Source organism: Pectinatus haikarae (assembly GCF_015732185.1).
GTDB classification, from domain to species: domain Bacteria; phylum Bacillota; class Negativicutes; order Selenomonadales; family Selenomonadaceae; genus Pectinatus; species Pectinatus haikarae.
In genome coordinates this window covers 294,225-319,282 of the sequence record NZ_WIQM01000016.1, presented here as the reverse complement: position 1 = coordinate 319,282, position 25,058 = coordinate 294,225, and the positions used below count along the sequence as shown (strand labels likewise).

The 25,058-nt window shown below is 41.3% G+C and carries 25 protein-coding genes, 5 tRNA genes and 1 other annotated feature; of the genes, 26 read left to right on the top strand and 4 right to left on the bottom strand.

Annotation, left to right across the window (positions count from 1 at the left end; genetic code table 11):
* The first annotated feature begins 27 nt into the window (after positions 1 to 27).
* From I6758_RS12090 to I6758_RS12040, 11 genes are all read left to right on the top strand, one after another.
* The gene (locus tag I6758_RS12090) at positions 28 to 1,239 is read left to right on the top strand and encodes a radical SAM protein (RefSeq protein ID WP_196605513.1); all 1,212 of its coding nucleotides are present in this window, start codon (positions 28 to 30) and stop codon (positions 1,237 to 1,239) included.
* A gap of 103 nt (positions 1,240 to 1,342) precedes the next feature.
* On the top strand, positions 1,343 to 2,014 hold the full coding sequence (locus tag I6758_RS12085; RefSeq protein ID WP_196605512.1) for a Crp/Fnr family transcriptional regulator: 672 nt from the start codon (positions 1,343 to 1,345) through the stop codon (positions 2,012 to 2,014).
* A gap of 165 nt (positions 2,015 to 2,179) precedes the next feature.
* Entirely contained in the window at positions 2,180 to 3,055 is an 876-nt protein-coding gene (locus I6758_RS12080) for a nucleotide-binding protein (protein WP_196605511.1), read from the top strand.
* A gap of 22 nt (positions 3,056 to 3,077) precedes the next feature.
* On the top strand, positions 3,078 to 4,472 hold the full coding sequence (locus I6758_RS12075) for a nitrogenase component 1 (RefSeq protein ID WP_196605510.1): 1,395 nt from the start codon (positions 3,078 to 3,080) through the stop codon (positions 4,470 to 4,472).
* A complete protein-coding gene (locus tag I6758_RS12070) occupies positions 4,472 to 5,752 on the top strand; it encodes a nitrogenase component 1 (RefSeq protein ID WP_196605509.1) in 1,281 nt (426 codons plus the stop codon). The genes I6758_RS12075 and I6758_RS12070 overlap by 1 nt, the downstream gene beginning before the upstream one ends.
* A gap of 150 nt (positions 5,753 to 5,902) precedes the next feature.
* Complete coding sequence (locus I6758_RS12065; RefSeq protein ID WP_196605508.1) at positions 5,903 to 7,120, top strand: radical SAM protein; 1,218 nt, start codon at positions 5,903 to 5,905, stop codon at positions 7,118 to 7,120.
* A gap of 47 nt (positions 7,121 to 7,167) precedes the next feature.
* Positions 7,168 to 8,166 carry an ABC transporter substrate-binding protein gene (locus I6758_RS12060; protein WP_196605507.1) on the top strand — a complete coding sequence of 333 codons (999 nt, stop codon included), beginning with the start codon at positions 7,168 to 7,170 and terminating at the stop codon, positions 8,164 to 8,166.
* A 38-nt stretch (positions 8,167 to 8,204) separates the two neighbouring features.
* Entirely contained in the window at positions 8,205 to 8,993 is a 789-nt protein-coding gene (locus I6758_RS12055) for an ABC transporter permease (RefSeq protein ID WP_196605506.1), read from the top strand.
* A 14-nt stretch (positions 8,994 to 9,007) separates the two neighbouring features.
* Entirely contained in the window at positions 9,008 to 9,778 is a 771-nt protein-coding gene (locus I6758_RS12050; protein ID WP_196605505.1) for an ABC transporter ATP-binding protein, read from the top strand.
* Positions 9,779 to 9,905: 127 nt separating this feature from the next.
* On the top strand, positions 9,906 to 11,093 hold the full coding sequence (gene metK, locus I6758_RS12045) for a methionine adenosyltransferase (RefSeq protein WP_196605504.1): 1,188 nt from the start codon (positions 9,906 to 9,908) through the stop codon (positions 11,091 to 11,093).
* Positions 11,094 to 11,509: 416 nt separating this feature from the next.
* Positions 11,510 to 12,853 (top strand): anaerobic C4-dicarboxylate transporter, encoded by a 1,344-nt coding sequence (locus I6758_RS12040; RefSeq protein WP_196605503.1) that lies wholly within the window; start codon positions 11,510 to 11,512, stop codon positions 12,851 to 12,853.
* Between the two features lie 141 nt (positions 12,854 to 12,994).
* Here the strand turns inward: I6758_RS12040 and ilvA are convergent, their stop codons facing one another.
* Positions 12,995 to 14,254 (bottom strand): threonine ammonia-lyase, encoded by a 1,260-nt coding sequence (ilvA, locus tag I6758_RS12035; protein ID WP_196605502.1) that lies wholly within the window; start codon positions 14,252 to 14,254, stop codon positions 12,995 to 12,997.
* 369 nt (positions 14,255 to 14,623) lie between these two features.
* On the opposite strand from ilvA, the gene I6758_RS12030 reads away from it, so the two are divergent.
* The 12 genes from I6758_RS12030 (at position 14,624) to rplL (ending at position 18,679) form a co-directional block, all read left to right on the top strand.
* Positions 14,624 to 14,700 (top strand) — tRNA-Pro (locus I6758_RS12030).
* Between the two features lie 123 nt (positions 14,701 to 14,823).
* A tRNA-Thr gene (locus tag I6758_RS12025) sits at positions 14,824 to 14,899 on the top strand.
* A gap of 6 nt (positions 14,900 to 14,905) precedes the next feature.
* Positions 14,906 to 14,981 (top strand) — tRNA-Met (locus I6758_RS12020).
* A gap of 5 nt (positions 14,982 to 14,986) precedes the next feature.
* Positions 14,987 to 15,062 (top strand) — tRNA-Thr (locus I6758_RS12015).
* 16 nt (positions 15,063 to 15,078) lie between these two features.
* Positions 15,079 to 15,155: transfer RNA gene (locus tag I6758_RS12010), tRNA-Met, on the top strand.
* A 177-nt stretch (positions 15,156 to 15,332) separates the two neighbouring features.
* Positions 15,333 to 15,482, top strand: coding sequence for a 50S ribosomal protein L33 (gene rpmG / locus I6758_RS12005; RefSeq protein ID WP_196605501.1), 150 nt, complete (start codon positions 15,333 to 15,335; stop codon positions 15,480 to 15,482).
* A gap of 72 nt (positions 15,483 to 15,554) precedes the next feature.
* Positions 15,555 to 15,764: a preprotein translocase subunit SecE gene (gene secE, locus I6758_RS12000; protein ID WP_196605951.1), complete on the top strand. Its 210-nt coding sequence runs from the start codon at positions 15,555 to 15,557 to the stop codon at positions 15,762 to 15,764.
* A gap of 19 nt (positions 15,765 to 15,783) precedes the next feature.
* On the top strand, positions 15,784 to 16,335 hold the full coding sequence (gene nusG, locus I6758_RS11995) for a transcription termination/antitermination protein NusG (protein WP_196605500.1): 552 nt from the start codon (positions 15,784 to 15,786) through the stop codon (positions 16,333 to 16,335).
* Positions 16,336 to 16,362: 27 nt separating this feature from the next.
* A complete protein-coding gene (rplK, locus tag I6758_RS11990; protein ID WP_196605499.1) occupies positions 16,363 to 16,788 on the top strand; it encodes a 50S ribosomal protein L11 in 426 nt (141 codons plus the stop codon).
* A gap of 53 nt (positions 16,789 to 16,841) precedes the next feature.
* Positions 16,842 to 17,543 (top strand): 50S ribosomal protein L1, encoded by a 702-nt coding sequence (gene rplA / locus I6758_RS11985; protein WP_196605498.1) that lies wholly within the window; start codon positions 16,842 to 16,844, stop codon positions 17,541 to 17,543.
* Positions 17,540 to 17,696: a sequence feature (ribosomal protein L10 leader region), on the top strand. (Overlaps the previous gene by 4 nt.)
* 25 nt (positions 17,697 to 17,721) lie before the next feature.
* Complete coding sequence (gene rplJ / locus I6758_RS11980; protein ID WP_196605497.1) at positions 17,722 to 18,261, top strand: 50S ribosomal protein L10; 540 nt, start codon at positions 17,722 to 17,724, stop codon at positions 18,259 to 18,261.
* Between the two features lie 49 nt (positions 18,262 to 18,310).
* Positions 18,311 to 18,679 (top strand): 50S ribosomal protein L7/L12, encoded by a 369-nt coding sequence (gene rplL / locus I6758_RS11975; RefSeq protein ID WP_196605496.1) that lies wholly within the window; start codon positions 18,311 to 18,313, stop codon positions 18,677 to 18,679.
* A gap of 124 nt (positions 18,680 to 18,803) precedes the next feature.
* Here rplL and larE read toward each other — a convergent pair whose 3' ends face one another.
* From larE to I6758_RS11960, 3 genes are all read right to left on the bottom strand, one after another.
* Positions 18,804 to 19,622: an ATP-dependent sacrificial sulfur transferase LarE gene (larE, locus tag I6758_RS11970; RefSeq protein WP_196605495.1), complete on the bottom strand. Its 819-nt coding sequence runs from the start codon at positions 19,620 to 19,622 to the stop codon at positions 18,804 to 18,806.
* Positions 19,623 to 19,680: 58 nt separating this feature from the next.
* A complete protein-coding gene (gene larC / locus I6758_RS11965; protein ID WP_196605494.1) occupies positions 19,681 to 20,490 on the bottom strand; it encodes a nickel pincer cofactor biosynthesis protein LarC in 810 nt (269 codons plus the stop codon).
* A 237-nt stretch (positions 20,491 to 20,727) separates the two neighbouring features.
* Entirely contained in the window at positions 20,728 to 21,156 is a 429-nt protein-coding gene (locus tag I6758_RS11960) for an EamA family transporter (RefSeq protein WP_196605493.1), read from the bottom strand.
* A 334-nt stretch (positions 21,157 to 21,490) separates the two neighbouring features.
* On the opposite strand from I6758_RS11960, the gene I6758_RS11955 reads away from it, so the two are divergent.
* The 3 genes from I6758_RS11955 (at position 21,491) to I6758_RS11945 (ending at position 25,024) form a co-directional block, all read left to right on the top strand.
* Positions 21,491 to 22,060 carry a lipid-binding SYLF domain-containing protein gene (locus I6758_RS11955; RefSeq protein WP_196605492.1) on the top strand — a complete coding sequence of 190 codons (570 nt, stop codon included), beginning with the start codon at positions 21,491 to 21,493 and terminating at the stop codon, positions 22,058 to 22,060.
* Between the two features lie 192 nt (positions 22,061 to 22,252).
* Complete coding sequence (gene uvrC, locus I6758_RS11950; RefSeq protein ID WP_196605950.1) at positions 22,253 to 24,067, top strand: excinuclease ABC subunit UvrC; 1,815 nt, start codon at positions 22,253 to 22,255, stop codon at positions 24,065 to 24,067.
* 93 nt (positions 24,068 to 24,160) lie between these two features.
* On the top strand, positions 24,161 to 25,024 hold the full coding sequence (locus tag I6758_RS11945; RefSeq protein ID WP_196605491.1) for a PHP domain-containing protein: 864 nt from the start codon (positions 24,161 to 24,163) through the stop codon (positions 25,022 to 25,024).
* Positions 25,025 to 25,058: the final 34 nt, after the last annotated feature.

Here is a 25,058-nt window from a genome sequence, read left to right as displayed (position 1 = left end):
ATATTTATAATATTGGGGAGTGAGAAGATGACCGCAAAAAGGGATAATCAATCAGAAAAGGAACTGTTGAAAGAATTGGAAATAAGAGCAGGCGTTTTTAACGAGGGAATAAATGCAGATCCTTCATTATTCCACAATCTTGATTTTAAAAATGAATATCTGGAGCAAATCCATGCCTGTTTTTTTAATAATCATATAAGCTATGCTGACAGTCTGCCACAAGCTTTTCGTTCACCGAACGGATATAGGTTTGCATTTGCTTTCGATCCGGCATCACGCTTCAATATTGTTAAAGAGGAAGAAAAATTTTATCTTAGAGAAGCAAAAGAATATTTATTTGAGATAAAGTTTGAGCATAAACCAAAATATTATAATAAAATAACCACCAATGGTAAATTTATGGGTACTATAGCCCAGTATGTCGGTTCGTCAAAGATAAGTATCGCTTACAGCAATGAATGTGCATTGCTGGAAAAAAATATGGATTGCCGATTTTGCAATATTAACGAGACTAAAGCCAAATATGCCGAAAAACAGAATATTGAGTGGAAAAATGCTGGTGAGATAGCTGAAACAGTTGGAGCCGCGTATAATGAAGGATGTACACATCTGACTGTCACGGGCGGTTTTATTCCCGAACGCAGGGAAGTTGATTATTATATTGATGTAGCCGAAACAATACAGGACTACACAGGCATGCAGGATTTCGGCGGAACGGCCTGTATAGGTGCGCCGCAGGATTTATCAGTTATTGAACGATATAAAGAAGCGGGGTACAGCAGGATCGCGACGAATATGGAAATATGGGATAAAAATCTGTTCAAATATATTTGTCCGGGCAAGGATGCTATGTGCGGCGGGTATGATAACTGGGTCAATACACTGCGTCATGAGGTAGAAGTGTTCGGAAAAGGCAATGTCAGATCCTATTTTGTGGCCGGGCTTGAAACGAAGGATACTTTGCTGGAAGGAGTGGACGAATTATCTTCATTCGGCGTAGTTGCAGTACCGCAGATGTGGATGCCAAAACCAGGCTCTGCTCTGGCAGAACATAGAGCACCAACTACTGAGTGGTTTATAGATCTTATGCACAGAAGCTATAAAATTCTCGTGCGCAACGGCATAACGCATGAACAATTCTACAATAGTACGAATGATGAAGGCCGGTTTTTTGATTATTTGTATGATCTGGACGGGGACACGTTGGAGAATATTGCCGATTACCGGATATATGTCTGAGCACTGTCAAAATAATAAGTATAATAAATGCTGAGCAGTAAACTGCAGGCCGCGTGATCCCGGAAGGGATATGCGGCCTATTTTTTTTAGGGAGTGGTAATTGATGCAGGAAATAAATTGGACACTTGAAGAACTGGCTCTATTGAAAGCGAATTCTTGTATTTTGCAATTATCCTCCCATGAAATTATTTTTAATGAAGACAGCCCGGCAGATTATATTTATTACATTAGAAAAGGACATATTAAACATTACCATAATACCGTTACAGGCAAAGAAATTATTGTTTCGATCTGCAAAAGCGGTGAAATAATAGGATTGCCGGCGGTTTTATTAAGGGAAAACCGCGGAGTATTTGCTAAAACTATGGAAAAATGCGTATTGTGGCGGATATCACGTGATGAGTTTATTAAAATCCTTGAAAAAAATATAAATATTTCTATTAAGCTGATCATGATCTTTTGTTCATATGTAAGAAATTATGAATACAGACTGGAAGATTTGCTGGCAGCCAATACAGAAGCAAAAGTGGCCAGTCTGCTGTGCCATCTTGCGGGAAAGAGGAAGGAAGATAAATACTATATAGATTATCGGATTACTCACCAGGAAATGGCTAATATGATCGGGGCATGCCGCCAGACCGTCACAGAGATATTAGGACGATTTCAGGATAAAGGTTTGATCAGGATGGATAAAAACAATGCATTGGAAATACCGTCATGGGATGATCTTTACAGAGTGAATTCGTTGAAAGAGAGAAATGTATCGAATCTTTGATTTGGGCGGTAAAAAAGGATTTGTGTGAATAGTTTTGGCTGTCATTTTAAAAAGAGAAAAATTTTCTATGTTAGACTATTGAGATTTTTGCATAAAAAAATACAGCATTGAGGAAAGCTGCAAGCCGGACAGGCGGCTTTTAATAAGCAGCAAGAGGTAAATAAGATGGGTGAAAAATTTGGCAGGCATATAGCAATATATGGAAAAGGCGGAATAGGAAAATCTACTACTACATCAAACATCAGCGCGGCATTGGCTGAAGCAGGATATAAAGTAATTCAAATCGGCTGCGATCCCAAAAGTGATTCCACGAATACGCTGCGGGGCAATGCATATCTGCCGACAGTACTTGACAGTATGCGTTCGGGGAAAAAAGTACATTTAGCTGATATATCGGCTAAAGGCTACGGGGGAGTGCTCTGCATAGAATCGGGAGGTCCGGTGCCGGGCGTCGGCTGCGCGGGGCGCGGCATCAACGCGGCGGTATCGTTGCTGCAGGAATTGAAACTTTTTGCAGAGTATAAGCCTGATTACGTACTTTATGATGTTTTGGGTGATGTTGTCTGCGGCGGTTTTGCGGTGCCGATAAGAGACGGAATAACGGATCGGGCTTATGTGGTAAGTTCTTCAGACTTTATGGCTGTATATGCAGCTAATAATTTATTTAAAGCGATCAGCAAATATGCTCCTGCGGGAGGGGCGAGGCTTGGCGGCATAATAGGCAACGGTTTATCGGCAGGATATTCAAAGATGCTGCTGGATGATTTTACCAATCGAACAGGTACAAAAACTGTCGAATATATTCCCCGCTCATTAGTCGTATCTCAAAGTGAATTGTACGGAAAAACAGTGATCGAGGCCAATCCTCATGACAAACATGCAGATATATACAGACGGCTGGCAAGGTATATAGCACAAAATGATGATCTGACTATACCCGCTCCCTTGAGTGTTTCCGAATTGAGAGACTGGGCTAAGATATGGGGCGATCGTATTTTTGATTACGAGACGGGTATAGTTGCCGAGTCGGCGAATATCTGACAATGGAAAGGAGCGGCTGACAATGCTGGAAGAAAGAAAAATTCTGACCAGAGAAAAGCGTACAAATGCGGTCACTGCTTATCAGGGAAGCAAAAAAGAACTGCAGGCTGTAACAGCAGATCAGGAGATTCAGCAGAGAATACGCACTTTCTCACAGGATAAAAAGGATGAAGTTTACGAAGCTTTGCGGCTCCTGTCAGAAATAGGAGATACGGTTGTCATTGTGCATGGAGTCGTAGGCACGGCAATCCTGGAAACATCGTTAATACACGGTCAGGAACAGCCGATATGGTATTCGACCAATCTTGATGAGCGTGATACTATTCTGGGCAGTGACGAAAAATTGCGTGATACAGTGCGTCGGGCATATGAAAAGCATCAGCCGAAGGCAATATTTATTTTAGGGACTTCCGTCGTTGCCATTAATAATGATGATATCAGCACTGTTATTCTTGAAATGCAGGAGGAACTGCCGGTTAAAATAATATCTATATATACTGACGGCTTTAAAAGCAAAGCCGAAATAAATGGAATCGATATTGTCCTGCATGCTTTGGCTAAATATATTTTGGCGGAATACGGCGAAAAAATAAATATTGTAGATATTATCAGCATTACGGAAAGCAGAAAAAATCTCGGGGAATTGGAACGATTGACTGGCAGGCTGGAAATAAAATGCAATATAATACCGCAATTTTCCTGCCTGGACGATATAACAAAAGCAGGAAGGGCAGAGGCCGCAATAGCTGTTAATTCGGATGAAGCAGAGGTGCTGCTGTCCGGACTGCAGGAAAAAAGCGGGGTAAAAAGCATTATAAGCAGAGTTCCCATAGGAATAGAAGGGACGGCTGCCTGGCTTTCGGCGCTGGGAGATACTTTTAAGTCGGCGGATAGAGCACATGCTGTTATTGAGGAAGAAGAGAGATTTTTTGCTGAATATCTGAAAAATAAACCGTTTGCCGGAAAAAAAGTATTTATCGCGCTGCCTATTCGTCCAGCAGCCGAACTGGCATTGTTTCTGCGAGGAATCGGTTTTGAAATCAGCGGAATTTCGGCACCGTATATAGATTCTCTGAATAAAGATGCACTGGAGATTTTGCCGGATGATCTTTTTATCAAAATCGGCGGCGGTCAACCCTTTGAACTGGCCAATATTTTAGGAAAAATTAAACCTGATTTTTATATAGGAACAGACGGATCTGCGGCTTGGACGGCAGTTTTGGGAATAATCCCCATATCGGTGAGCCAGATGACTCTATATGGATATAAGGGAGCGGCAGAGCTTATAGAACGTTTGCGGCAGGCACAGACAGCAAATGAATTCGGTAATTATTTATATAAAAATGACAGTCTGCCCTATAAGACAAGCTGGCTGAAAAAAAGTCCGGACTGGTATGTAAAGCTGGAGGTGAAATAATGACAGCAGAGATTGGCAAGACAAGATATGGCTGCAATCTTCAGGGAGCCCTTTCTACATTGGAAGCTGTCGAAGCAGTCGTGCCTATTATTCACGGAACTGCGGGACTGGGGATTCAATCCTTTGCCGCAAATAAATCCGGTAATGGTATCGTGGGGTCAATAAACGGCTATAGTGTGCCGTCGACCAACATGTATGAAAAACAAATTGTTTTCGGCGGCGGTTCCCGGCTGCGCGAGCAAATTAAAAATACAGTGAGGGTCATTGAGGGCCAGCTTTATGTGGTGCTTTCCGGTGTCGAGTCAGAAATGATAAGTGATGATGTTGTAGCAATGACGCAGGAAATAACGGATCAAGGGTATGCGGCCGCATATTATAAAGCACCGGGATTCCGCGGACATGCACGAACGGGTTATGAAGAAGTCGTGGCTGTTCTGCTGGATCAGATTGCGGGTAAAGCGCCGAAACAGGAAAGGGAAACTAAATCCGTAAATATATTTGGCATCATACCGCAGCAGGATCTGTACTGGCAGGGAAATCTGAGGGAGATCCAGAGAATAATGGGATCGTTGGGAGTGAAGACGAACAGACTTTTTGGTGATGGAGAGGATTGGCAGTCATGGCAGTCTGTACCGGCTGCCGCACTTAATGTTGTAGTTTCGAAATGGGGAGTGAAAGCCGCTGAAAACCTCAGATCAACCTATGGTACGCCATATGTTTTCATAGAAAATCCGGGCCTTGGACCTGATACCGATAATTTTGTGGAAATTGTCGGTGAACAGCTTGGCATCAGTAAAAATGTAGTTGACAATTTTCTGTACAGCGAAAAGAAAAAATTTGACTATGTAATCCGGCAGTTTGCCGAATATTATTATTCCTATGATTTTCGCCGCAAAATATCTGTTATCGGCGAAGAAAGCAAGGTTATACGCTACGGGGAGTTCCTCAAAAAGTATCTCGGCATGCAGATAAAAACAGCTGTCATCACAGATTATGAGGGGGATTCACAAGAACAGCAGCCTGTGAAGTCGCTGGAGAAAATTATCTCTGATATAGTGTACAGTGATGATACGGAAAGAATAGAAGAAAAACTTGGCCCGGATAATGAGATAATTTTTGGTTCAGAATTGGAGGCAGGTGCGGCGGCCAGGCTTAATGCAGAATTATTTGTCATAGGCAACCCGCAGAACAGGGAGCTGGCTGTCAGCGGTGTTGATATAGGTTACGCCGGCGCAATAGCGCTGATTGAAAAAATCAGCCGCATCGGACGCGGCATTTGATCTCCATTTGCTGAATAAGCTGAAGGCATATCAGTGAATAAATTACCGACTGGAAAACCAGAGGTTTTTTGCATACTAAGGCAGAGATCTCCGGTTTTTATGTTTTCTGCGGAAAATCAGGAAGAACCGAAAATTAAGGAGGTTAGAAATATGAGTCATTATTCCGATGAAGAAAAACATAAATTGTTAGATGAAATTAAATTAAAAAATCGTATTTTGGTTGAAGGTATAGCATTTGCACCTGAGGTTTTCAGACATTTGGACATCGGCGGCAAATATATCGAGCAGGTAAATGTTCTTTTTACCCATGATCGGCATGCGCACAGCAATATTGAATTTCCTGCGTGCTTTTTGACACCGCTGGGAAAATACAGAGTGCAGATACGCTGGAATATAGACAGTCCGCTGAAATTGAAATATGAGGATGGAATCTATAATATATATGACAGGAAGAAACTGGTCATAGAAAATATTGAATTCACTAAGAGACCCGAATACTACGGCCGCAAAACGTCAGACGGGACAGCAATGCGCACGGTCGCGGCAGATTATGGTTATGGCGGCATGTTTGTATCGTACAGCAATGAATGCTCGCTGAAAGACAAAGGAATGGACTGCCTGTTCTGCAATATTAATGCAACAAAGGAAATTTATTCACAGTCGCAGGATATAAAATGGAAAACTCCGCAGCAGGTCGGTGAAACGATTGCGGTCGGCTATAAACAGGGTTTTGATCACGTGACAATAAGCGGCGGATTTATTCCCGAGAGAAGAGAAGTAGAATATTATATTGATGTGGCGGAAGCTATTCAGGAAGCCACAGGGCTTGAAGATTTTAACGGGACAGCCTGTGTGGGCGCACCGGAGGATCTGTCGGTATTTGAAAAATACAAAGAGGCAGGTTTTCGTACGATGGCGACAAATCTTGAAATATGGAATGAAAAAATATTTGATGTTATCTGCCCCGGTAAGGCTCAATTATGCGGCGGCAGAAAAAACTGGCTCAATGCACTTGATTATGAGGTTCAGGTATTTGGCCGGTATAATGTCCGGTCCACAGTGGTCTCGGGCATTGAGCCGAAAGAATCGCTGCTTGAAGGTATAGAATATTTGATTTCACACGGCATAGTCGTCTGTGCAAGTCAGTGGTATGTAAATGTGGGGTCACCGCTTGAGGGACACAGAACACCGACGGAAGAATGGCACTGGGATGTTTTTGAGAGAACCGCAGCTATGTATAGAAAATACGGAATAAGCTGGGAGAAAATACGCAATGCCAACGCCAATGCCGATACGGTGCCGTATGACTTGTTTCGACTGTATGAAAATATTGATGTCAATCCCCGGTATTACCGTGCGGCTGATTAAAATTCAGCGGATATTATAAGTTAAGTTGAATGAAGGGAAAGAGTGCCATGAAATTTACCGCAATACGTAAAACCGCAGCTATATTAGGAATATTTTTATCAATGCTTTATTTTGCCGGCTGCGGCAGTTCAGCGCAGGAGGACGGAGAAAAATCAGCGGCGAAAGACAGTAACGTAAAAATACGTCTGGCATCACAGCCAACATATTTTCAGGTTTATGTGGCGGAAAAACTAGGCTATTTTAAGGATGAGGGACTTGATGTGGAAATTTCCACATTCAATTATGGGCCACCGATCATTGAAGGAATGACATCTGATAATCTGGATGTCGGTTTTATGGGCGATATGCCGGTTTATTCAGGTATTGCCAACGGACTTGACATAAAGATCATAGCTTCGGCGAGTGCTTCAAGCGACAATCAGGGAATTGCTGTCAGAGATGCCGCCCATATTCATCAGCTGTCTGATCTAAAAGGGAAAAAAATAGCAGTTCCTTTTGGCAGTAACGCTCAGCCTTTTTTATATCTGCTGCTGGCTAAAGGGGGGCTGACCGAAAAAGATGTCGAAATTGTAAATCTTGGCCCGTCAGATGGAGTTTCAAGTCTTGTATCAGGTGATATTGATGCTGATGTTATATGGGAACCAAACCTTTCACAAGCGGCAGAGACAGGAAACGGTGTATCCGTTCTGCAAAGAGGTACAGGTATAAAATTATTTGTGTCGCCAATATTGGCAAGAAACCAATTTATCAAAGATAATCCGGAAGCAACGGCCAAACTGCTGAAAGCACTGCAGAAAGCCGCAGAGTGGTCGAAGGCAAATCCTGACAAGGCAATAGAAATTACTCATGAAGCTACAGAAGCAACTGTTCCGGGATTAAAAATATTATTAGATGTAGGAGATTTGAATTTGACACTTACTCAGGATAAAATAGATGCTCTTGATAAAGGTGCAAAGGACTCTTATAAATATGGTCTGCTGAAAAAAAATGTTGATATTGCCAAATATATTGATACCTCAATTTTGCAAAAAGCAGGCATTCAATAAATGTTATCTATATACCTAGATGAAAGAAGGGGGAAAGCATGGCAGTCCACAATATTTTTCGGGTAAAAGCGTTATTTAAAAATTTATTTTTAGCCTTAGTGCTGCCCCTGCTTATAATAATTTTATGGCAGATTGCAAGTGATCGCGGTCTTATAAAACCATCGATATTTGCCAGCCCTGAAACTATTACCGTTTCGTTTGATCAAATGGTGGAGAAAGGCAGCTATTTTAAACATGTTACAGCAAGTCTGGGAAGAGTAATTTATGGATATATTATAGGGAGCATGCTTGGTCTTGTGCTTGGCAGCCTGGCGGTATTATTTAAAACCTTCGGCAAAATGGTTGACCCTTTAATAGGCATATTGAGACCGATTCCGGCTATCGCCTGTATTCCCTTTTTTATATTGTGGCTGGGAATAGGTGAGGCATCAAAAATAGGAGTTATTGTAATAGGCGCATTTTGGCCCGTACTGCTCAATACAATGCAGGGAATACGCAGTGCGGATCCGAAACTTCTGGAATTAGCAAAAGCCTTCGGCAAGACGAGAAAAATAATGTTATGCAAAATTATTTTACCTTCGGCCGTTCCGGCGATATTTACCGGACTGCGTTTGGGGATAAGCGGCGCATGGACCTGCGTGGTTGCAGCCGAAATGATCGCTGCTTCGGCCGGAGTGGGATATTTGATATCATACGGACGTGAGCTGGCACAGCCTGGGACATTATTCGTGGGAATTATTTCGATCGCGATAATTGGGCTGATCATAGATATATTAGTTATCAAAATACAGAAAAAAACATTGTATTGGGTGGATCAGGAGGATTAAGAAAGGATAAATCTATGGCTATAAATGTAAAAAATGTGCAAAAATTTTTCATTATTAACGGCAGAAAAATCGAAGTTTTGCATGATATAAATTTTTCTATTGGCGACGGACAGATTATCAGTATAGTTGGGACCAGCGGCTGCGGAAAAAGCACATTGTTAAAAGTTATAGCCGGATTGGAACAAAGCACATCAGGCAGCGTAGAATTAAACGGAAAAAAAATAGATCATCCTTCCGAAAAGGACATAGGTGTAATTTTCCAGGAACCAAGGCTGCTGCCATGGAGTTCGGTCGAAAAAAATATTGAGTTCGGCATATCGCAAACATTGTCAAAATCAGAGAAAAAAAAGATTATCAGGGAACATGTCGATCTGGTAGGACTGACCGGATTTGAAAAAGCACTGCCCAAGCAGCTGTCGGGCGGTATGCAGCAGCGGGTCAGCATAGCGCGTTCTTTGATCAACAGGCCAAATACATTGCTTTTGGATGAACCGTTTGGTGCACTTGATGCATTCACTAAAATAAATATGCAAAAAGAGGTATTGCATATTTGGGAAAAAGAGAAGACTACGCTGATTTTGGTGACACATGATATTGATGAGGCTATATTTATGGGGGATAAGATAGTGGTCTTATCAGCTAAGCCGGGAACCGTAAAAAAAGTTATTTCCGTGGAGCTTCCCAGACCCAGAGACAGAACCAGTGATGATTTTGCCCGTGTACGAAGGCTGGTATATGAACAATTTTTTCCTAAAGAGGAATTGGCCGTGGAATATAATATCTGAACGGCAAAAAATGATCAAAGCAGTAACATTCAAATGATAAAAATTATTTGGCGGGTAATAATGCAATATCAGGTGGGTGGATAATGAGCGTGTAAGTACAAAAATAATATAAAAGAGGTAATTCACCATGGGAAAATTATTTACATCCGAATCAGTTACGGAAGGACATCCTGATAAAATAGCCGACCAGATTTCAGATGCCATATTAGATGCGCTGCTGGAACAGGATCCCTATTCCAGAGTGGCGGCAGAAACTACGGTTGCTACCGGACTGGCTTTGATTGTAGGAGAAATTTCTACGAAAGCATACGTCGATATTGCTAAAATCACCCGTGAAACAATACGCAATATAGGGTACAATAAAAAATCAGACGGATTTAATGCCGATTCGATCGCCGTACTGGTGTCGGTCGACGAGCAGTCACCGGATATCGCTCAAGGAGTCGATAAAGCTCTGGAAACGCGTTCTGAAGAAAATGCATCAGCTTTTGATACAGGTGCGGGCGATCAGGGAATAATTTTCGGTTACGCTACTAATGAAACACCCGAGTATCTGCCGCCGGCGATTACCTTTGCACATCGTCTGGCAAGGCAATTGGCTAAGGTGAGAAAAACGGGTGTTCTGCCATATCTGAAACCTGATGGCAAAACACAGGTGACAGTGGAATTTGATGATGATAATAATGTGAAACGAATTGATACAATAGTATTGTCCACGCAGCATAGTGAAGAAATATCACTTGAACAAATAGAAGCAGATGTAAAAAAATATGTGATTCGGGAGGTAATTCCGGCCAACCTGCTTGACGGGCAGACAAAATATTTTATCAATCCGACAGGCCGTTTTGTTATAGGCGGACCTCAGGGAGATTCTGGGCTGACCGGGAGAAAAATAATCGTAGATACATACGGAGGAACAAGCCGTCATGGAGGCGGTGCGTTCTCCGGCAAAGACGCGACGAAAGTTGACCGTTCGGCAGCATATGCCGCACGCTGGGTGGCAAAGAATATAGTTGCGTCAGGCATAGCGGATAAAATAGAAATCGAACTGGCATATGCAATAGGAGTTGCCAGACCCGTATCAGTCGCCGTTGAAACTTTTGGAACAGGAAAAATAAGCGACGGGCAGATAGTGGATGTTATAAAAACAGTATTTGATCTGAGACCGGGTGCCATTATTGAAACACTGGAACTAAGAAGACCTATTTACAGACAGACGGCCGCTTACGGCCATTTCGGCAGAAATGATCTGGATCTGCCATGGGAAAGGCTGAACAAAGCTGATGAAATAAAGGCGGCAGTCAGTAAATTATAATAGTAAAAAACCGCAGTAAGGAAATGTAAAAAATTCCCCATAAAATGGATTTTTCTTTTGTCTATTTTATAGGGAGTTTTTGTGTTATAAAAAAATAATTCTATCGGAAAAGTAAAAGAATAAATTCGGGAGTATTTTAGCAGATCAGGAAAAAGGTTATATAAGCTGGAACAGGACGGTGTAGCTTATCATAAAAAAAACCGATCGCATGCAATAAAAAAAACAATTGAATAAATAAATACAGATGACAATATGCCGAAATATTTGCTTTACAATGTTTTTCAGCAGTTATATTATATAAACATAAATATAAATTGCCCATTTTTATGTTTATATGAATTTGACTAATCCATTTTAAATTTATATAATAACCCTATTGTATAATAAATACAATTTATTTTGGAGGGACTCATATTATGGAAATTTTAGGTTTTATTGTTCTAATCGCCTGTCTCGTTGTCGGTGTGCATTATGGCGGCTTGGGATTGGCGGCAGTATCAGGTATCGGTTTAACTTTTTTCGTCTTTGTCATAGGGCTGGTTCCCGGTAAACCGCCTATTGATGTTATGCTTACCATCATGGCTGTCGTAACATGCTCAGGCTTTTTGCAGGCATCAAAGGGACTGGATGTTATGCTGAAATATGCAGAGAAAATATTGCGTAAGAATCCTCAGAAAGTAACAGTCCTGGCTCCTATTACGACATGGTTTCTTACTGTCTTATGCGGAACAGGTCATGTGGTTTATACGATGTTTCCGATCATTTATGATATTGCCATAAAGCAGAATATACGTCCGGAACGCCCTATGGCTGTGGCTTCCGTTGCTTCACAGATGGGAATATGCGCTTCACCTGCGTCGGTGGCTGTAGTATCAATGGTAGCAATGCTGGCAAATACATCTCATCCTTTGGGGGTTGTGCAGATATTGTCAGTATCGATACCTGCCACTTTTTGCGGAGTAGTTGTGGCCGGATTATGGAGTTTGCATCGCGGCAAGGATTTGGACAAGGATGCGGCATTTCAGGCAAGACTGGCAGATCCGGAGCAGCGTGCTTATATTTATGAAGAGCAGGGTGAATCCATAGCCGAAATGAAACTGCCAAAGACTGCATACAGAGCGACTTTTATTTTTCTGGCGGGAATAGTAGTAATAGCCTTGTTCGGTAGCTTCCCGACAGAACTGCTTCCGTTTGTACCTGACGGAAAAGGCGTATGGCAGCCATTGTCAATGACGCCTACTATTCAGTTGTCTATGCTTGTTATAGCTGCGGTAATCCTCTTGGCGTGCAAGGTCAAGGTAAGTGAGGTTACAAACGGATCGGTATTTAAATCCGGTATGGTGGCTGTTGTTTCTGTGTATGGTGTAGCGTGGATGGCAGAAACCTATTTTGGTGCCTATCTGCCGGGAATGAAAAAAGTATTGGGAGAAGTGGTTCTCCAATATCCATGGACCTATGCGGTAGTATTGTTCTTGATATCAAAACTTGTTAATTCGCAGGCTGCGGCATTGGCTATTGTTGTCCCCATGGCATTGAGCGTAGGTGTAGATCCGCTGATAATCATCTCATTTATTTCAGCTTGTTACGGGTATTTCGTTTTGCCGACATATCCTTCGGATCTGGCTTGCATTGGTTTTGACCGTTCGGGTACTACACGCATCGGCAAGTTTGTAATAAATCATAGCTTTATACTTCCCGGACTTATCGGTATTATTACAGGCAGCTGTGTGGGCTATATAATAGCGCATATACTGTATTGAATTTAATTTTTCGATGACTGACATAAACGCTATTGTGCAATGAAAAACTGCCCCTCGAAAGTCAGATTTCCTAAATCTAACTTTTGGGGGGCAGTTTTTTTGTCAATCCGGGAGATTAATTCTGCCGATCTAAAACATTCTTTAATATACTTTCGTAATTTGGAAGCCATGTTTTTTTAATTCCTCAGAAATTTTTGCGACATGTTCGCTGTTATGAGTTTCAACGGTCACTTCCAATAATACTTTTTGAAAACTATCCGTAACTTTAGCTTGATTGTGATCAAGATGAATGACATTGGCATCAAGATCTGCCAGAATTTTTGAGATTGCAAGAAGCTGTCCCGGCTTGTCAGGCAGCTGAACGCTGAAACAGAACACACGGCTGCGTGCCACCAATGCTTTATCTATAAGCGCTGAAATTGTAGATATATCGATATTGCCGCCGCTGACTATAGCTGCGACTTTTTTTCCCTTGAAAGATAATTTAGGCAAAGCTGCCAAGGAAAGAACACCTGCTCCCTCAGCTATGAGCTTGTGCTTTTCTATCAAAGAAAGCAGTGCGGACATTATTTCGAATTCCGTGACTGTTATCACATCATCAACATATTTTTTTATGAAGGCGAAGGTAAGATCACCGGGAGTTTTCACTGCTGTGCCTTCTGCCACTGTTTCCACACTGGCAAGTGATACTACTCTGTCTGCTTCTAAAGACGCCTTTATGCAGGCTGCGCCTGCCGGCTCGACCCCGATCACTTTTACATGAGGATTTACAAGCTTTGTTGCCAAAGCTACCCCGCTGGCAAAACCGCCCCCGCCGATCGGAACAAGAATGACATCAACATCCTTCAGGCTGTCTATAATTTCCAGTGCGGTCGTTCCCTGCCCAAGCAAGACCTGCAGATTATTAAAAGGATGAATAAAAACATAACCGTTCTTTTTTTCTAACTCATAAGCTTTTGCACAGGCATCATCGTAGCTGTCGCCGTACAGGATAACCTCTGCTCCGTAAGCACGCGTCGCCTCAACTTTTAGAATCGGTGTCGTGGCGGGCATGACTATTACTGCTTTAATACCTAATTTTTGGGCGGCAAATGCCACTCCCTGCGCATGATTACCAGCAGAAGCAGCAATTACACCACGTTTTTTCTGCGCGTCAGACAGCTGGCTGATGCAGTTATATGCACCGCGAAGCTTAAACGAACCTGTTTTTTGAAGATTTTCTGGTTTTATATATACATCATTGGATGAAATCTGAGAGAAATATTCACTATAAATAAGATCAGTATGACGGGTTATACCGTCAAGTTGTTTGGCCGCGCGATAAACATCGGCTATTGATGTTTCTGCGACAATTTGTGCAGGCATCTGCACTGTCTCTTTTTTTACTGCTGTTTTTTCCATTATAAAACTCTCCTGCTTCTATATAATATAATTGCCGCTTCAAAGTCGGTAAAATTTATTATAGCTAAAACATAATATATTTGCAATATTACAATCTGCTTTTATAAAATAAAAGAAAATGATCTCAAAAATATTTAATTTATATCCTGCTGATAGGCCTGTCTTGAAATTGTATTGAACATATCCGATTATCCGATATGTTCATGCAAACTTTAAAATAACGCTGAATCTAAAATATGAAATACGTGCATTGCTTTTTAATCGGTTCCCGTATTAATTACAGAGAAAAAGATATAAATATGCAGAAATAATTTTAAAATAAGGCTTGCATTATTGTTTGAAAAGCGATATAATATATTTTGTTTTCAACGGGATGTAGCACAGCTTGGTAGCGCGCATCGTTCGGGACGATGAGGTCGCAGGTTCGAATCCTGTCATCCCGACCATTTTTTTCATTAAGAATTTATTTCATTGATTGGATTAAAAAAAATGAAAAAAGTTCTTTACAAATGGTTTAGAACATGGTAGTATATATTACCGACGGCTGATTCGATTGAAAGGCATAGCATGCTGATGTAGCTCAATTGGCAGAGCAGCTGATTTGTAATCAGCAGGTTGGAGGTTCAAGTCCTCTCGTCAGCTCCAAATTATCGCGGGGTGGAGCAGTTGGTAGCTCGTCGGGCTCATAACCCGAAGGTCAGAGGTTCAAGTCCTCTCCCCGCAACCAATTATGCTGATGTAGCTCAGTCGGCAGAGCGTATCCTTGGTAAGGATAAGGTCACCAGTTCAATCCTGGTCATCAGCTCCATAAAAAAGAGAATTGCGGCGGCGTAGCTCAGTTGGCTAGAGCATGCGGTTCATACCCGCAGTGTCCGCGGTTCAAATCCGTGCGCCGCCACCAAAGTGCAAGTACAACCCCTTTTATGGGGGTTTTATTTATGTAAGTAAGAAATTAAAGCGGTTTTTAATTGACAGTTATCGCTTGCTATGGTAAAGTTTATTCGGGTATGCAGCCGTAAAATTGCGGCGCTTGATAAATTATCATATGAATTATTATTCGGTAAGGAGTGCATAGGAAATGCGTAATGCAGTTACTTTGGCCTGCACAGTTTGCAAACAGCGTAATTATCAGACCAATAAAAACAAAAAGAACGATCCGGACAGACTGGAAATGAATAAATATTGCAAGTTTTGTCAGAAACATACACCGCATAGAGAAACAAAATAATTTTTATGTTTGAAGATGATGAGTTTTATACTGTATTTATTTTAGGATGTGAATGGATTGACTGATGGGAAAATGACAACTGAGAATGAAAAAAGTAAGAGTTTCAATCTAAAAGAATTTCTAACTGGCGTCAAAGCAGAAATGAAAAGAGTGGTTTGGCCTACTCGTAAGGAATTGTCTTCTTATACAGTCGTTGTATTCATCGCAGTTATATTTGTGTGTGCTCTCATCTGGATATGCGATACCGTTTTCGCCAGGGCTTTAGAAATTATTTTGCGTTGATACCGGGGAGGTGCAGTGAATGTCCATTAATGCGGAAACTGAAAAAAGATGGTATGTCATTCATACCTATTCCGGTTATGAAAACAAAGTAAAGGTTAATCTGGAACGTAAGGTTCATTCCATGGGGATGGAAAGTGAAATATTTAAAATAGTTGTTCCTTTGGAAAATGAAATTGAGAAGAAAAACGGGAAAGAAAAGGTAGTAAGTCATAAAGTTTTTCCGGGATATGTGCTTGTCGAAATGATCGTGAGTGACCGTTCGTGGTACGTAGTAAGAAATACACCTGGAGTTACCGGCTTTGTCGGATCTGGAACGAAACCTATTCCTCTTACTGACGGAGAAGTGAAAAAGATTCTTGGTTCCTGTGGAGAAGATGGAGCTGTTTCGGCGACAGTCAGCATTGATGTAGAAATAGGAGAAAGCGTCCATATTAATTCAGGGGCTTTCGAGAATTTTGCAGCAACTGTTACAGAAATTGATTATAATAAATCAAAAGTGAAAGTTATCGTCGATATGTTTGGCAGGGAAACGACTGTAGAAGTCGGCTTTGACCAAATAGAGAAGATTTAATATATCTCGTTTAAGGAGGTGTTAGATATGCCGAAAAAAGTTGTAAAGATGGTAAAGCTGCAAGTAGCAGCAGGAAAAGCGACTCCTGCTCCTCCGGTTGGTCCTGCATTAGGTCAGGCTGGGGTAAATATTATGGCTTTTGTTAAAGAATTCAATGAACGAACAGCCAAACAGGCTGGTCTTATAATTCCTGTAGAAATCAGTGTGTTTGAAGATCGTTCTTTTACCTTTATCACGAAGACACCGCCAGCTGCAATATTATTAAAAAAAGCTGCTGGGATTGAAAAGGCTTCTGGTGAACCAAACAAAAAGAAAGTAGCTAAGTTGCCTCGCGCAAAAGCTGCAGAAATTGCTGAATCAAAAATGCAGGATTTGAATGCTGCTGATGTTGAAGCAGCAACCCGTATGATAGAAGGCACTGCCCGTAGTATGGGGATTGAAATCGTAGATTGATTTCATAGTACGTGGGAGGCATACCCGTTATAACCACGAAAGGAGAATATTTTATGGCCAAATTTGGCAAAAAATATCAGGATGCAGCAAAACTTATTGAAGATAAGCTTTATGATGCTTCCGAAGCTGTTGAATTAGTTAAAAAAACTGCGACAGCTAAGTTTGATGAAACAATAGAAGCGGCAATACGTTTAGGTGTAGATCCTAAATATGCGGATCAGCAGGTTCGCGGCGCATTAGTTCTGCCGCACGGTACAGGTAAAACTAAAAAGGTTCTCGTTTTTGCTAAAGGTGACAAGGTTAACGAAGCGGAAGCAGCGGGAGCTGATTATGTTGGATCAGATGAGTTTGTTACTAAGATTCAAGGCGGCTGGTATGATTTTGATGTAACAGTTGCGACTCCTGATATGATGGGGGTTGTTGGTCGTTTAGGTAAGATTCTTGGTCCGCGTGGCCTGATGCCTAATCCAAAATTGGGAACTGTTACTATGGATCTTACAAAAGCTATCGGCGAAATAAAAGCCGGTAAGATCGAATATCGTACGGATAAAGCAGGGAATATTCATGTGCCTATCGGAAAAGCTTCTTTTGACAGTGCTAAGTTACTGGAAAATTTCCAGATATTGATTGATACACTGATAAAAGTGAAACCGGCAGCAGCAAAGGGACAATATATGAAATCTGTTACCTTGAGTGCTACTATGGGCCCTGGTGTTCATGTTAATCCGTCTTTGAAAGCAACTAAAGCTGAATAATACATCTTAAGAAACTTAAGACAGCAGGTGCCGCATCGCGGTATAATTGTGATTGCCTGCCGAGGTTTAATGGATTTTTGATATATATGGCAATGCCATTATTCTAAAATGCAGCCTGCGGCAGAAGACCACAGGCTGTTTTGTTATGCAGGCACAATTTTTGAGAGGAGGTGTTTTCATGGCAGTACGTCCAGAAAAACAAGCTATCGTTGCAGAACTTAAGGAAAGCTTTACCAATGCACAGGGGATTGTTCTCACCAGCTATAAAGGTCTCACTGTTGCTCAGGATACAAAGCTTCGTGCAAAAATGCGTGAAGCGGGTGTTGTTTATCATGTTGTAAAAAATACGATGCTCCGTTTTGCGGCTAAGGATCTTGGTTATGAAGATTTGATTCAATATTTGGAAGGTACGACAGCAGTTGCTTATTCCAGTGAAGATGCTATTGCTCCGGCGAAAGTTATTGAAACTTTTATAAAGGAAAACAATCTGGCAACAACAGAAACTTTAACTGTTAAAGCCGGTGTTGTTGACGGTAAGGTTATTAATGCTGAAGGCGTTAAGGCTTTGGCTTCTCTGCCTTCCCGCGAAGTCCTCATTGCCAAATTGCTTGGCAGTATGCAGGCTCCTGTTTCCGGTGTGGTCAATGTACTTCAGGGCACGATCCGCAATGCTGTTTATGTGCTTGAAGCGATTCGTAAACAGAAAGAATCAGCCTAAGCTATATATTATATAATAAAACGACATTCAATTTTGGAGGAATATTAAAATGACTAAAGAAGAAATTATGCAAGCCATTGAAGAAATGACTGTTCTTGAATTATCTGAACTTGTAAAAGCTATGGAAGAAAAATTCGGTGTTAGTGCAGCTGCTCCTGTTGCTGTTGCTGCTGCTCCTGCCGCTGGCGGCGCTGCTGCTGAAGAAAAAACCGAATTTGATGTAATCCTTGCATCTGCTGGCGCAAGCAAAATCAACGTTATCAAAGCTGTTCGTGAAATAACCGGACTTGGTTTGAAAGAAGCTAAGGCTTTAGTTGATGGTGCTCCTGCTCCTATCAAAGAAAAAGTAGCTAAAGATGAAGCTGATACTGTTAAAACTAAATTAGAAGAAGCTGGCGCAACTGTAGAAGTAAAATAATTTTATTTCTCTTTGGACAGAGCATAAAGGATCAATAATAATATTTAAGCAGTATCATCTGCAGTGCAATGCTGCAGATGATACTGCTTTTTTGATTTTTCAGATGAAATTATTTAAAGGTAAATTATTGTGCCAGTACTTCATTCATGCTGCCGGTGCGATAGCCGGCAAGATCCAGTGTAACAAACTTAAATCCCAGTTTTTTCAAAGCGTTGCATATATACTGAGCATTTTCAGGTATGGCAAGAATGGGAATATCAGCCTGAGAAACCTCGATGCGGGCCAAATTATCATGATGTCGGACTCGGATTTGCCCACTGCAAAATTTTTTTACTATCTTTTCTGCCTGTTCAATTTGATTCAGACGTTCCTTTGTGACAGTCAGACCATAAGCTATTCGGGATGATAAGCAGGCTGCACTGGGTTTATTCCATGTAGGCAAACCCCATTCTTTAGAAATTTCCCGTATTTCTGCTTTGGTCAAGCCGGCTTCCAGCAGGGGACTGCATACACCTTCCATTTCGGCTATTGCCTTCATGCCCGGACGATAATCCATGCAATCATCAGCGTTAGCACCGTCCAGCACCCATGTATAACCATGTTCTATCCCCCATTGGTGCAGGGCATTAAAGCGGGTTTTTTTGCAATAATAGCAGCGATTTTTAGTGTTGGCTGCAAACTCGGTATTCGCCAATTCATCGATAGGCAGTAAAATATGTTGTATTCCTAATTGATTGGCTATTCGTACTGCCTCCTCTTTTTCTGATACAGGCAGTGTAGCCGAATACGCAGTTGCGGCTATTGCTTTCTTTCCCAGACTGCGAGAGGCTGCAGCCGTTAAAAAAGTGCTGTCCACACCGGCAGAAAAACCTACGACTGCACTGTCAAGATCAGTCAATAATTTTATTAAGTGATCCAATTTGGACTGAAGTTCAATATTCATAGTTCATAACCTCTTTTTCATATTTTCGGGATGAATAAATATTATTCGAGCATAATAGTCATTTTTCAGAGTCTTTGTTAGTTTTTTCACTGCCAAGATATACTCTTAGAACATTAGGAATTTCAAGATCTCTATGTCCTATGCCATAACCGATCTTGCTTATTGAAAAGGTCATGTTGTCGGTGAAGGTACTGACATTTGCCGCCAAAATAGCGGCGCCGGTCGGTGTAGTAGTTTCAAACGGGACTATGCCTGTCTTAATGGGAATATCCTTTAAGATTTCAATTGTAGCCGGTGCAGGAATAGGAATAATGCCGTGAGCACATTTTACAAATCCTCCGCCCAGCTGAACGGCTGAAGCGATGATCTTGTCTGCTTTTAAAAAGTCCAGGCATATAGCGGCTCCGGTAATGTCAATAATTGAATCTACTGCGCCAACTTCATGGAAATGAACTTCATCCAAAGAACTGCCATGAACTTTTGCCTCGGCCTCCGCGATCTTCATAAAAATATCTAAGCATGTTTTTTTGACAGAAGCATTTAAACTGCTCTTGTTGATGATATTTTCAATATCCTTCAAATTTCTATGATCATGATGCCCCTGTTTGTGATCATGACTCATATCGGGCTGCTTTTGAGTATTATGTCCGTGGCTGCCAATGGTTTCCTGCTTTAAAACTACATCAACTCTGGTGCCGTTGATACCAGCTTTCTTGTCTTTTTTTATCTTCAGTTCGTACTCAGCAGCCAGATTGAGTTTAGATAATTCCTGTCTCAAGTAATTTTCATCTACACCTAAATCAAGCAATGCGCCAATATTCATATCACCACTGATACCGCAAAAACAATCATAATATAAAACTTTCATAAATTTTCTCTCCAATTTCTAGCTGTTAGTAAGTAAAATCAATGAGCTGTGTCTTTCTTCTGCATGGCAATCCTTATAGCCATTACTGAAACACAACTGCCGTTTGATCTCATTTTTTCATAATAAGAGTAACACTTGGAGTCAACACCAAGTCAAGTGTTTTTTTTACACGGTGAAATCCTGGTTATATATAAAATATATTATAATTAATTGTCGTTATCTGTCCGGTACATATTTTTAAAAAATTGCTAAGACCAGTCCTCCGCAAGCAATAAGTAAGATGCCTAAGCCATGAATCAGACTTATTTTCTCCTGAAAAATCAACATGGCCAATAGAACAGAAAAAACTACACTTAGTTTATCTATCGGAGCTACCTGAGAAATTTTTCCGACTTTTAATGCCAAAAAATAGAACAGCCAGGATGTTGCTCCGGCAATTCCGCTCAAACATATGAACAGCAGTGCTTTTCGATCAGCAAAAACATCAGGAATATGTTGCAGGCTGCCTTGTAAAGCAGTAACGCCTATCAAAAATAATGCCATAATTATAGAGCGCACTGCCGTTGCTGCATTGCTGTCGATTCCCTGTAAGCCCACCTTGCCAAAAATAGAAACCAGCGCGGCACTAAGTGCCGAAAGCAATGCATAAAAGAGCCAACTTTCCAATTCTATTACCTCCAGATATGTATGTTCACATATTTTATCAATCTAACAATATATAATAGTACCACAGATCACAAAAAATATTAAAGTATCTACAAACGATTTATATCAAAATATTATTTAAAAAATTCTGTGCTGGATATTTTCAATCTTGGAATAAGATATGGGATAAAATAAACTGCGATGGCTAAGCAGCAAGTATATGGAACCTAATGAAAATATAATATTGCGCTAATACTGGGGATTTGCTATTATAATATCAGTGTGAATTTCTTAGTGCACTTCATTATTTATTCAGGATCCCGTAGGAAAATTTTTTTATTGTGGAGGAATACCAATGAAAAAGATAGTGGGAAAGACAGCTTGGCTGATATTTGTTTTGGTGATAGCATTTGCTTCAACAGCGGCAGCCGCCAGTAAAGATGCACAACGAGATGAATTGCGGCAGAAAACGGCAGCAACGCTGGATGCGCTTTATAAAGAACAGCCTAAGGCACAATCGGTCATCGAACATGCGGCTGGTTATGCGGTGTTCAACAGTACCGGTTTGAAATTGGGACTTTTGGGCAGCGCTCACGGACGGGGAATGGCTGTAAATAACAGCAGCGGACAGGAAATATTCATGCGTATGCAGGAATATCAGGCTGGATTGGGATTGGGAGTCAAGGAGTATGCAGTGATTTTTGTTTTTGCAAATGAAGATGCATGGAACACCTTTGTGGAAAAAGGATGGTCCTTCGGTGCACAGGCAACAGCGGCTGCCAATGACGGGGTAAGCGGCGATTCTTTGGAAGGCGCAGTGATGGTGTCTCCGGGAGTATGGATATATCAGATGACTACAAAGGGCCTGGCCGTGGAAGTTGCAGTAAAAGGGACAAATTATTACAAAGACAAGAATCTTAACTGAACAGCAAGGGCGCTTTTTGCAGTCGATGAAGCCTACCCTTGTCAGCTGATTGCCAAGCCGCCATTCAGGCGGCTTTTTTGTCTTAAAGTAGAAATGTTAATAGTTGATCAGATTTTAAGAACTGAGTGCAGCTTGTACAATTCTGCTTATATTGTCCGTTAAATCAGACTGCATAGGAGGTAGTTGATGAAAATGAATGAGCTTATAGAGCAGAAGCTGCAGCAGCTGCCCCAAAGTCCCGGTGTATATATCATGAAGGACGCCAATAAGAGAATAATATATGTGGGCAAGGCAATTGTTCTGAAGAATAGGGTAAGGCAGTATTTTCAGAGCAATAAAAATCATTCTGCCAAAGTAATTTCAATGGTAAATAGAATAGCCGATTTTGAAACAATAATGACAGGATCTGAGATCGAAGCCTTGATTTTGGAATGCAACCTTATAAAAAAGCATCATCCGCGGTACAATATCAGTCTGCGTGATGATAAAACATATCCCTATTTGAAGGTCACTCTTTTAGAAGATTTTCCAAGAGTAATAGTGACAAGACATATAAAAAAGGATGGTTCGCGTTATTTCGGACCATATACAAATGTTGGCGCGGTTAAGGAGAGCTTGAAACTTTTGAGGAAATCCTTTCCGCTGCGCACCTGTAAGAATATGAATGTGGATCGGCCTTGTCTGGAATATCATATAAAAAGATGCTTTGCGCCATGTGTGGGGAAAATAGGCAAGAAAGCATATGCTGAAATGGTCAATTCTGTAGTGCTTTTTCTGGACGGGAAAAATGATATCCTTGAAAAATCACTGCAGCAGCAAATGGAAAAAGCAGCCGCAAATCTTCAGTTTGAAATGGCGGCATCATTGCGTGATCAGCTTGCATCTGTCAGAAAAACAATTGAAAAACAAAAAATAATGACGGGGGAAGGAGATCAGGATGCCATCGGTATGGCTCGTTCTGGCCGCGGGGCATGCATACAGGTTTTTTATATCAGAAATGGGAAGATGACGGGCCGCAGTCATTTTATACTTAAAAACAGTGAAGAGGAAACAGATGAGGATGTTCTTACCGCATTCCTGCAGCAATATTACAATCAGACATCCTCACTGCCCAGAGAAGTATTGCTGCCGTGCGGTATAAAGGAACAATCGCTGCTGGAAAGCTGGCTGACAAAAGAATATGGTTCAAAGGTGGAAGTGAATATTCCCCAGAGGGGAGTAAAAAAAGATATAATAAAAATGGCCGAAGAAAATGCAGAAAAATATCTTAAAGATGAAGAAGAAAGAATTTTGCGTGAAGATGCCAAAACTATGGGGGCTGTAAAAGAACTGGGAAAATATCTGCGCCTGGTGCATCTGCCAAAAAGAATGGAATGTTTTGATATATCACATATACAAGGTTCGGAAACTGTAGCATCTATGGTGGTTTTTGAAAACGGTGAGGCTAAAAAATCAGATTACAGACGGTTTAAAATAAAATCCACGGAAGGAAAACCAGACGATTTTATGTCCATGCGTGAAGTCACAAAACGACGTTATGAAAAGCTTGATGAAGGGGAAATGCCAGATCTTATAATAATAGACGGCGGCAAAGGGCAGCTGAGTTCGGCACTTGAGATAATAAGAGGAGCAGGTCATCTGACTGTGCCGGTCGTGGGACTTGCCAAGCAGTTCGAGTACATTTTTACAGAAGGGGAGAGTGATCCGGTCATTCTGCCTCGCCGCAGCGATGCACTTTATCTGGTGCAGCGAATACGTGATGAAGCGCATCGGTTTGCTATTACTTATCATCGGAAACTGCGCGGCAAGAGAAATATGGTTTCCATTCTTGATCATATTGACGGCATAGGTCCCAAACGACGCAAGCTTTTGTGGGATCATTTTGGCAGGCTGGATAAAATAAAGTCAGCTTCTGTGGAGGAAATGGCAGCCGTAAGGGGAATGACTAAACCGACAGCACAGGCTGTATATAATTTTTTTGCGGCACAGGAATCATTTGTGCATTAGAAGTGACACCTGATGTTGTGTTTATAAATAAATTGCTTTACAATAAATATATTATATTGAATTGCATATATTATTAACGAAGGGTGTCGGAAAATGAAATTTATTGATTTACATGTTCATTCTACTATGTCAGATGGTTCATACACACCGCGGGAATTAGTACAATTGGCAAAAAAACGCGGTGTATCGGCGATTACTTTGTCTGATCATGATACTATAGATGGAATTAATGAAGCTGCGCAGGAAGCTCTGTGTTCAGGAGTAGAATTTATTCCGGGAATGGAGGTTTCTATAGATTACAGAAATAGAAAACTTCATGCCGTGGCACTTGGCTTTGATTATAACCATCCTGCTTTTAAGAGCTTATATAAAAATATTCGTGCACATAAGGAAAATCAGATGGAACGGGTGATCGATCGCATACGGGAAAAAGGAGTAGATATAAGTCTGGAAAAAGTCAGACCTTTCGTGTACGGTGAAAAGATGGAGCGCTATGCTATAATGCGCTATATGACGACCTTGCATTTGACCGATACCATGCAGGAACTTTGGGACACATACCTGAACCCGACAATACAGGAGCTGGGTCTGAACAAAAATATCGGCATTGCCGAAGCTGCGGAGGGAATACATCAAGCCGGCGGGGTGCTTTCGCTTGCTCATTTTCATAAATTGATAGGCCTTATGGGGATGAGCCGCCGTGAGCAGGAAAATGCCATTGCTGAGCTTCACGGTATGGGGCTTGATGGGATGGAGCAATATTATACAAATTACAGTGAGGATGACAAAGCTTTTGCTGCGGCTATGATCGAAAAATATGATTTATTACCTACGGGCGGCAGTGATTTTCACGGTAAAAACCGTATAGGTGTGGAATTGGGTACGGGAACGGACGATAACCTTTGTATTCCGTACGAATTATATGAAAATATATTGAGGCACTGCGGAAAACATTGACAGTCCCGGTAAATGAAGCTTAATATTATAGATT

What these genes read in the sequence shown, in the direction of transcription:
- rplK (WP_196605499.1), top strand. Translation starts at nt 16,363, where the DNA reads ATGCCGAAAAAAGTTGTAAAGATGGTAAAGCTGCAAGTAGCAGCAGGA.
- rplA (WP_196605498.1), top strand. Translation starts at nt 16,842, where the DNA reads ATGGCCAAATTTGGCAAAAAATATCAGGATGCAGCAAAACTTATTGAA.
- I6758_RS11955 (WP_196605492.1), top strand. Translation starts at nt 21,491, where the DNA reads ATGAAAAAGATAGTGGGAAAGACAGCTTGGCTGATATTTGTTTTGGTG.
- I6758_RS12080 (WP_196605511.1), top strand. Translation starts at nt 2,180, where the DNA reads ATGGGTGAAAAATTTGGCAGGCATATAGCAATATATGGAAAAGGCGGA.
- secE (WP_196605951.1), top strand. Translation starts at nt 15,555, where the DNA reads ATGACAACTGAGAATGAAAAAAGTAAGAGTTTCAATCTAAAAGAATTT.
- I6758_RS12060 (WP_196605507.1), top strand. Translation starts at nt 7,168, where the DNA reads ATGAAATTTACCGCAATACGTAAAACCGCAGCTATATTAGGAATATTT.
- ilvA (WP_196605502.1), bottom strand. Translation starts at nt 14,254, where the DNA reads ATGGAAAAAACAGCAGTAAAAAAAGAGACAGTGCAGATGCCTGCACAA.
- I6758_RS12070 (WP_196605509.1), top strand. Translation starts at nt 4,472, where the DNA reads ATGACAGCAGAGATTGGCAAGACAAGATATGGCTGCAATCTTCAGGGA.
- I6758_RS12075 (WP_196605510.1), top strand. Translation starts at nt 3,078, where the DNA reads ATGCTGGAAGAAAGAAAAATTCTGACCAGAGAAAAGCGTACAAATGCG.
- rplJ (WP_196605497.1), top strand. Translation starts at nt 17,722, where the DNA reads ATGGCAGTACGTCCAGAAAAACAAGCTATCGTTGCAGAACTTAAGGAA.
- I6758_RS12090 (WP_196605513.1), top strand. Translation starts at nt 28, where the DNA reads ATGACCGCAAAAAGGGATAATCAATCAGAAAAGGAACTGTTGAAAGAA.
- rplL (WP_196605496.1), top strand. Translation starts at nt 18,311, where the DNA reads ATGACTAAAGAAGAAATTATGCAAGCCATTGAAGAAATGACTGTTCTT.
- nusG (WP_196605500.1), top strand. Translation starts at nt 15,784, where the DNA reads ATGTCCATTAATGCGGAAACTGAAAAAAGATGGTATGTCATTCATACC.
- I6758_RS12055 (WP_196605506.1), top strand. Translation starts at nt 8,205, where the DNA reads ATGGCAGTCCACAATATTTTTCGGGTAAAAGCGTTATTTAAAAATTTA.
- larC (WP_196605494.1), bottom strand. Translation starts at nt 20,490, where the DNA reads ATGAAAGTTTTATATTATGATTGTTTTTGCGGTATCAGTGGTGATATG.
- larE (WP_196605495.1), bottom strand. Translation starts at nt 19,622, where the DNA reads ATGAATATTGAACTTCAGTCCAAATTGGATCACTTAATAAAATTATTG.
- I6758_RS12040 (WP_196605503.1), top strand. Translation starts at nt 11,510, where the DNA reads ATGGAAATTTTAGGTTTTATTGTTCTAATCGCCTGTCTCGTTGTCGGT.
- I6758_RS12050 (WP_196605505.1), top strand. Translation starts at nt 9,008, where the DNA reads ATGGCTATAAATGTAAAAAATGTGCAAAAATTTTTCATTATTAACGGC.
- rpmG (WP_196605501.1), top strand. Translation starts at nt 15,333, where the DNA reads ATGCGTAATGCAGTTACTTTGGCCTGCACAGTTTGCAAACAGCGTAAT.
- metK (WP_196605504.1), top strand. Translation starts at nt 9,906, where the DNA reads ATGGGAAAATTATTTACATCCGAATCAGTTACGGAAGGACATCCTGAT.
- I6758_RS12085 (WP_196605512.1), top strand. Translation starts at nt 1,343, where the DNA reads ATGCAGGAAATAAATTGGACACTTGAAGAACTGGCTCTATTGAAAGCG.
- I6758_RS11945 (WP_196605491.1), top strand. Translation starts at nt 24,161, where the DNA reads ATGAAATTTATTGATTTACATGTTCATTCTACTATGTCAGATGGTTCA.
- uvrC (WP_196605950.1), top strand. Translation starts at nt 22,253, where the DNA reads ATGAATGAGCTTATAGAGCAGAAGCTGCAGCAGCTGCCCCAAAGTCCC.
- I6758_RS12065 (WP_196605508.1), top strand. Translation starts at nt 5,903, where the DNA reads ATGAGTCATTATTCCGATGAAGAAAAACATAAATTGTTAGATGAAATT.